Origin of the sequence: Psychromonas sp. 14N.309.X.WAT.B.A12, assembly GCF_030397575.1 — a bacterium.
GTDB lineage: Bacteria > Pseudomonadota > Gammaproteobacteria > Enterobacterales > Psychromonadaceae > Psychromonas.
In genome coordinates this window covers 1-1577 of sequence record NZ_JAPNXS010000023.1, presented here as the reverse complement: position 1 = coordinate 1577, position 1577 = coordinate 1, and the positions used below count along the sequence as shown (strand labels likewise).

At 44.9% G+C, this 1577-nt stretch carries 1 protein-coding gene; it reads left to right on the top strand.

Annotation, left to right across the window (positions count from 1 at the left end):
* Window positions 1–1577: transketolase (gene tkt / locus OW492_RS16890; protein WP_290041692.1), on the top strand; the 1577-nt coding region annotated here is incomplete at both ends.

Sequence of the window (1577 nt, the reverse complement as noted above, 5' to 3'; positions counted from 1 at the left end):
GGTTATGACCTTTCAATCGAAGACCTTAAAAACTTCCGTCAACTGCATTCAAAAACGCCGGGTCACCCAGAGTACGGTTACGCACCAGGTATTGAAACAACAACAGGTCCACTAGGCCAAGGTATTACCAATGCAGTGGGCATGGCGATTGCTGAAAAATCTTTAGCGGCACAATTTAACCAAGCAGGCCATGAGATTGTTGACCATAACACATACGCTTTCTTAGGTGATGGTTGTTTAATGGAAGGTATCTCGCATGAAGCTTGTTCTTTAGCGGGTACATTAGGCTTAGGCAAACTGATTGCCTTCTGGGATGACAACGGCATCTCTATCGATGGTGAAGTAGAAGGTTGGTTCACTGATGATACGCCTAAACGTTTTGAGTCTTACGGGTGGCAAGTACTGTCAGTAGACGGTCACAATGCAGAAGAAATTAAAGCGGCGATTATTTCTGCTAAAGCAGAAACCACTAAACCAACGATTATTTGTTGTAAAACGATTATCGGCTTTGGCTCTCCTGCTAAGCAAGGCACACACGATTGTCACGGTGCTCCATTAGGTCACGATGAAATTGCAGCAACACGCAAAGCATTAGGTTGGGAGCATGGTCCATTTGAAATCCCAGCTGACGTTTACGCAGGTTGGGATAACAAAGCACAAGGCCAAGCGGCAGAGCAATCTTGGGATGAGAAATTTGCAGCGTATGCAGCGGCTTACCCTGAGTTAGCAGCAGAATATAAACGCCGTGTTAATAACGAACTACCTGCTGAGTGGGAAGCGAAGTCTTCAGCTTACATTGCAGACTTACAAGCAAACCAAGCGAATATTGCAACGCGTAAAGCATCGCAAAACTGTATCGAAGCTTACGGCGCAATGTTACCTGAGTTACTAGGTGGCTCTGCAGATTTAGCACCATCTAACTTAACCATGTGGTCTGGTACTAAAGCGATTACCGCTGATGATGCATCAGGTAACTACTTACACTACGGTGTTCGTGAGTTTGCAATGGCCGCTATCATTAACGGTATCGCACTGCATAAAGGGTTTGTTCCTTACGGTGCGACTTTCTTAATGTTCATGGAATACGCGCGTAACGCACTGCGTATGTCAGCATTGATGAAGCAACGTGCGATTCAAGTATTTACGCATGACTCAATTGGTTTAGGTGAAGATGGCCCAACACACCAACCAGTAGAGCAAATTGCTAGTTTACGTTTAACACCGAACATGAATACATGGCGTCCATGTGACAGTGTTGAATCTGCTGTAGCTTGGAAATTTGCTATTGAATCAGTGGATGCACCAACATCACTTATTTTCAGTCGTCAAAACCTAAAACCACAAGCGCGTGATGCACAGCAATTAGCTGACGTTGCTAAAGGTGGTTACGTATTATTAGATTCTGAAACACCTGCAGAGATTATCTTAATCGCAACAGGCTCAGAAGTTGAATTAGCGATGCAAGCGGCAGCTGAATTAACAGCGCAAGGCAAAGCGGTGCGTGTGGTATCGATTCCTTGTACAGAGCAATTTGAACTGCAATCAGCAGAATACAAAGAGTCAGTACTACCAGCGGC